The sequence below is a fragment of the Verrucosispora sp. ts21 genome (assembly GCF_002879555.1).
GTDB lineage: Bacteria > Actinomycetota > Actinomycetes > Mycobacteriales > Micromonosporaceae > Micromonospora > Micromonospora gifhornensis.
In genome coordinates this window covers 1-5411 of record NZ_PNOZ01000148.1, presented here as the reverse complement: position 1 = coordinate 5411, position 5411 = coordinate 1, and the positions used below count along the sequence as shown (strand labels likewise).

Genomic DNA, 5411 nt, shown 5'->3' with positions numbered 1-5411 from the left:
GCGCCGGGGCCGGGGCGGGGGATGACGTCGCGGGGGTCGGTGACGGGGTGGCCTGCGGTGCAGTGCAGTTCCACGTGGACCTCGGCGCCGCAGTCGCGGTGGCCGACGCTCAGCGGGGAGCCCTCCGGATCGGCGAGGTAGCGGTCGCCCCAGGCCAGGACGGCGACCAGCACCGGCCACAGGTCGAAGCCCTTGGGGGTGAGGCGGTACTCGTGGCGGATCCGACTGCCCGGCTCCTGGTACGGCTCACGGCGTAGCACGCCCTGCTCGACCAGGCCGGCCAGCCGGTTGGTCAGCACCTGCCGAGGAATCCCCGTCCGCACCCGCATGTCGTCGAAGCGGCGAACCCCGTTGAACACCTCACGCAGCACCACCAGGGTCCACTTCTCGCCGAGGACCTCCATGGCGCGGGCGACCGTGCAGTTGTCCACCGACCAGTCCAACGCGGCGGGTCTCATGCCACCAGGCTAGGTCTCGTTGACAGACTCAGGCAACCACTGCCAGGCTGAGTCCATGACGCAGACGCAGGATGCGACGCGCAGCCGCACCTTCTCGTGGTCCGACCCGAGCATCAACGCCGCGCAGATCGGTCGGCGCAGCGGCCTGGACCTGCTCCGCGCCATGGTCGCCGGCGAACTGGCCGCCCCTCCGGTGATGCACCTGATCGACATGGCCAGCATGACCGCCGAGGAGGGGCGGGTGGTGGTCGAACTGGAGCCGCAGGAGTTCCACTACAACCCCCTCGGCACGGTGCACGGCGGCGTCATCTCGACACTGCTGGACACTGCCGCCGCCTGCGCCGTACACAGCACCCTGCCGGCCGGCATCGGCTACACCACGCTCGACCTGAACGTGAAGTTCCTCCGCCCGGTGACCGTGAACTCCGGCATGCTGCGCTGCGAGGGGACGGTGCTGCAGCAGGGCCGCCGTACCGCTCTGGCCCAGGCGCGGCTGACCGACGGACGGGACCGCCTCGTCGCCCACGCCACCTCCAGTTGCCTGCTGCTGCCCCTGGAGCCTCCCGCCGCCTGACGCACCGCAGCACCGGGCGGCACATGAGCCGCCCCGGGCGTGGTCGTCGCCAGAGCCAGCAACGACCACGCCCGGGGCTTCGCAAGGTACGAGCACCACCAGACCCGGCATGCGGTCCCGGCCGGCAGCGGGACCGCGCCGGGACCAACTCGGTGCCGGCCCGCTCAGCCGAGGTGCGGGCCCGCTCAGCCGACCAGCGGCTTGAGGTCGGCCTGGGGTGGGGTCCACTCCCCTGCCACGGCGGCGATCTGGTCGCCGGAGCGGATGTCCTTGACCTCGTCGGACGCGCCGTCGGCGCCGGGGAACCAGACGTACGGGATGCCGCGCCGCTCGGCGTAGCGGATCTGCTTGCCGAACTTCGCCGCGCTGGGCGAGACCTCGGTGGGGATGCCCCGCGAGCGCAGCGCCTCGGCGACCCGGTTGCTGGCCGGGCGCTGCTCCTCGCTGGTCACCGCCACCAGCACGCAGGTCGGCACCGACCGGGACACCGACAGGGCGTCCGCGCCGAAGAGCAGGCCGAGCAGCCGGGTCACGCCGATGGAGATGCCCACCCCGGGGAAGCGGACGTTGCCGGCGCTGGCCAGGTTGTCGTACCGGCCGCCGGAGCAGACCGAGCCGAAACGCTCGTACCCGATCATCTGGGTCTCGTAGACGGTGCCGGTGTAGTAGTCCAGGCCCCGGGCGATGCGCAGGTCGGCCACGCAGAGGCCGGGCGAGTGCGCGGCGGCGGTCTCCACCACCCGGACCAACTCCTCGACGCCCTCGTCCAGCAGCGGATCGCTGACTCCGAGCCCGCGCACCGCGTCGGCGAAGGAGGCGTCCGGCGCGGAGATCTCGGCCAACGCCAGCACCGCCTTGGCCTGCGCCTCGCTGGCCCCGGCTGTGGTCGCCAGCAGCTCCGTCACCCCGGCCGGGCCGATCTTGTCGAGCTTGTCGACCGCGCGCAGCGCCGCCTCCGGGTCGGTCAGCCCGATGCCCCGGTAGAAGCCCTCGCAGATCTTGCGGTTGTTGACCTGGATGCGCACCGGCGGAATCGGCAGCGACCGCAGCGCGTCGCCGATGACCAGCGGCATCTCCGCCTCGTAGTGCGGCGCGAGGGTGTCCCGGTCGACGATGTCGATGTCGGCCTGGAGGAACTCGCGGTAGCGACCCTCCTGCGGGCGCTCGCCGCGCCACACCTTCTGGATCTGGTAGCGGCGGAACGGGAAGTTCAGCTTGCCGGCGTTCTCCAGCACGTAGCGGGCGAACGGCACGGTCAGGTCGAAGTGCAGGCCGAGGGTGTCGTCGCCGGACGGGCCCTCCGGGTCCCCGTGCAGCCGGCGGATCACGTAGACCTCCTTGGAGGTCTCCCCCTTGCGCAGCAACTGGTCCAGCGGCTCGACCGCGCGGGTCTCCAGCGGGGCGAAGCCGTACAGCTCGAAGGTCGACCGGATCCGGTCCAGGACGTACTGCTCGATCATCCGCTGGGCGGGCGTCCACTCCGGGAAGCCGGAGATGGGCGTGGGCTTGCTCATGATGCTCCGTTCGGAAACCCGCACGGTCCGCGCGGGTGAGCGTGGGAGCGGCCGCTACAGGCCGCGGGTGGGGGCCGCCGGTCGCCCGCCGCCCATCCCGGCCACCTCGGCGAGGTACGGGTTGGTGGCGCGCTCGCGGCCGATGGTGGTCGCGGGGCCGTGGCCAGGCAGTACGACGGTGTCGTCGGCCAGCGGAAGGATCTTGTCCCGCAGGCTGGTCAGCATCGTCGGCATACTGCCGCCCGGCAGGTCGGTGCGGCCGATCGAACCGGCGAACAGCACGTCACCGGAGAGGCAGACCTGATCGGCCTCCCACGGCGAACCGGCGCCGGGCAGTCGGAACAGCACCGACCCGCCGGTATGGCCGGGCGCGTGGTCGACGGTGATCTCCAACCCGGCGAGGGTGAGCGTCGTACCGTCGGCCAGCTCGGCCACGTCCTCCGGCTCGGCGTACGGCAGCCGCCCGCCGAACAGCTGGGTCAGGTCCATCGACAGCGCCTTGGCCGGATCGGCCAGCAGCTCCCGGTCGTCCGGGTGCACGTAGGCGGTGATCCCCCGCGCCCCGCAGACCGGCGCCACCGAGAAGGTGTGGTCCAGGTGGCCGTGGGTGAGCAGCACCGCGGCCGGATGCAGGCGATGCTCGGCCAGCAGCGCGTCGAGCCGGTCGATCACCCCGATGCCGGGGTCGACCACCACGCACTGTTCCCCCGGCCCGGTGGCGACCACGTAGCAGTTGGTACCGAAGGCCTCGGCGGGAAAGCCGGCTACGAGCACGTCCGCTCCTCATCTGTCGTGCTGTCCGGTCGAAGCCTAACCGGCAGCTCGCGACGTTTTCGTCGTCCGCCCCACCAGCCTCACCGGGCGCTGGTATGTCCCGATCAGCCTGTGCACAGACCTCGTACACGACTTTTCCAGCCAGTACCCGTACACTCTGGCGGGCGTGTGGCGTGGCGCACCTGCCGCCCGACGGGTACGCGCAACCACCGGCTTGACGAACAGGGTAGAGGAAGGGGAGCACGGGTGGCTTCCAGCAGGGACCGGCAGCGCAAACTGGCGCGGGCCAAGCTCGACCGGCAGATGGCTCGTCGAGCCGCCGCCCTCAGACGACGTCGGCAGATTCGTGCCGGGGTCGGTACCGCCCTGATCCTCGTGCTTGTCGTGGCAGGCTCGGCCTGGGCGTTGGGTGCGTTCGACCGGGAACCGACCGAGGACACCGCGGCCCCCGAGGTCTGCCTCTGGACCCCGCAGAACACCGAGGGCAACAGCAACCTCAAGGACGTGGGCGAGCCGGCCACCACCGGGCTGCCGACGACCGGTACGCGGCCCATGACGGTGACCACCAACCAGGGCGGGCCGATCAGCATCGAGTTGGATCTCGCGAAGGCGCCGTGCGCCGCCGCGAGCATCGCCCACCTGGCGAGCCAGTCGTTCTACGACAACACCAACTGCCACGAGATCACGGCCGAGGGCGCGCTGCGCTGCGGTGACCCGAGCGGCACCGGGTTGGGCGGCCCGGCGTACTCGTTCTACAGCGAGAACGTCCCCACCGCCCCGGAGAGCAGCCCGGCCCCGGCCACCGAGCCGCCGACGTACCCCAAGGGCACGGTGGCGATGATCTCGAACCCGCCGGGTGCCAACAGCAGCCAGTTCCTGATCTTCTTCAAGGACTCCATCAGCCACGATCCGGCGTACCCGATCATTGGGCGGGTGACCGGGGGCCTCGACGTGGTGGAGAAGATCGGTGCCCTGCCGACCGTGGCCGATGAGGCTGGGCAGAAGGTCAAGCCGGAGAACGACGTGGTCATCCAGAGCCTGACCGTCGGTGAGCCGGTGCTCGATCCGGCATCGCCGGCCGACCCCACGGGCACGCCGAGCCCGGCGGTCTCCGGCTCGACCGAGGCCAGCCCGAACGCCGGCTGACCCGCCACGGGCAGCGGCATCCACAGACAGTCCAGGAGGATCGAGCGTGACGTCCACCAGAGAGCGGCAGCGCGCGGCGGCCCGCGCCCGGCTCGAGAAGGAGATGGCCGAGCGGTCGGCCCGGGCCCGCAAGCGCCGCCAGACGCAGGCGGTCGTGGGCGGCGGCGTGGTCCTGCTGCTGGTGGTCGCCGGTACGGTCTGGCTGGCCAGCAGCCTGATCGGCGACGACAGCGGCGGCACCGACACCACCGCCCAGAGCGCGGACACGGTGCAGTGTGACTGGGTCGAGCTGCCCAACGGCGAGCGGAGCCCGACGACCAAGGACGTCGGACTGCCGCCCGTCGAGCAGAGCAAGGTCGGCGTCCAGACCATGACGATCACCACCAACCTCGGTCCGATCACCGCCCGGATCGACCGGTCGGCGGTGCCCTGCACCGCGGGCAGCTTCACCCACCTGGCCGAGCAGAACTTCTTCGACAACACCAAGTGCCACCGCCTGGTGACCGAAGGCATCAAGGTGCTCCAGTGCGGCGACCCGAGCGCCACCGGCAAGGGCTGGCGGGACAGTGACGGCACCGGCGGTCCGAGCTACCGGATGGCCGAGGAGAACCTGCCGACCGACAAGCGTCCGCCGTACCCCGCGGGCGTCATCGCGATGGCCAACTCCGGTCAGCCGGCCAGCAGCGGCAGCCAGTTCTTCATCGTCTACGGCGACTCGCCGCTGGACCCGAACTACACAGTGCTCGGCACCATCACCGAAGGCATGGACATCGTCGAGGACGTCGCCAAGGCGGGCGACGACGGTGCCTTCGCCCAGCAGGCTGGTGGCGGCCACCCCAAGAAGGAAGTCGTCATCACCGACCTGACGATGAGCTGACCTCCTCCACCGCATTGTTGAAGGGCCCGCCGGCTACCCCGGCGGGCCCTTCAACATTGCACCCCCGC

Annotated in this window: 6 protein-coding genes; 3 read left to right on the top strand and 3 right to left on the bottom strand. The window is 71.2% G+C overall.

Translation table 11 applies throughout. The annotated features are described in order from the left end of the window. A partial coding sequence (locus C1A38_RS30140; protein ID WP_102661066.1) for a winged helix-turn-helix transcriptional regulator occupies positions 1–458 on the bottom strand: 458 nt, incomplete at its 3' end. Positions 459–513: 55 nt separating this feature from the next. On the opposite strand from C1A38_RS30140, the gene C1A38_RS30135 reads away from it, so the two are divergent. Continuing rightward, positions 514–1032: a PaaI family thioesterase gene (locus tag C1A38_RS30135; RefSeq protein WP_102661065.1), complete on the top strand. Its 519-nt coding sequence runs from the start codon at positions 514–516 to the stop codon at positions 1030–1032. Positions 1033–1217: 185 nt separating this feature from the next. Here C1A38_RS30135 and hisS read toward each other — a convergent pair whose 3' ends face one another. Next, complete coding sequence (gene hisS / locus C1A38_RS30130; RefSeq protein ID WP_102661064.1) at positions 1218–2546, bottom strand: histidine--tRNA ligase; 1329 nt, start codon at positions 2544–2546, stop codon at positions 1218–1220. 54 nt (positions 2547–2600) lie between these two features. After that, complete coding sequence (locus tag C1A38_RS30125; protein WP_102661063.1) at positions 2601–3320, bottom strand: MBL fold metallo-hydrolase; 720 nt, start codon at positions 3318–3320, stop codon at positions 2601–2603. A gap of 246 nt (positions 3321–3566) precedes the next feature. Between C1A38_RS30125 and C1A38_RS30120 the strand changes: the two genes are divergently transcribed. Together C1A38_RS30120 and C1A38_RS30115 are read left to right on the top strand one after the other, a co-directional pair. After that, positions 3567–4466 (top strand): peptidylprolyl isomerase, encoded by a 900-nt coding sequence (locus C1A38_RS30120; protein ID WP_102661062.1) that lies wholly within the window; start codon positions 3567–3569, stop codon positions 4464–4466. 46 nt (positions 4467–4512) lie between these two features. Further along, entirely contained in the window at positions 4513–5343 is an 831-nt protein-coding gene (locus C1A38_RS30115; RefSeq protein ID WP_102661061.1) for a peptidylprolyl isomerase, read from the top strand. The last annotated feature ends 68 nt before the right edge of the window (positions 5344–5411 follow it).

What these genes read in the sequence shown, in the direction of transcription:
- hisS (WP_102661064.1), bottom strand. Translation starts at nt 2,546, where the DNA reads ATGAGCAAGCCCACGCCCATCTCCGGCTTCCCGGAGTGGACGCCCGCC.
- C1A38_RS30135 (WP_102661065.1), top strand. Translation starts at nt 514, where the DNA reads ATGACGCAGACGCAGGATGCGACGCGCAGCCGCACCTTCTCGTGGTCC.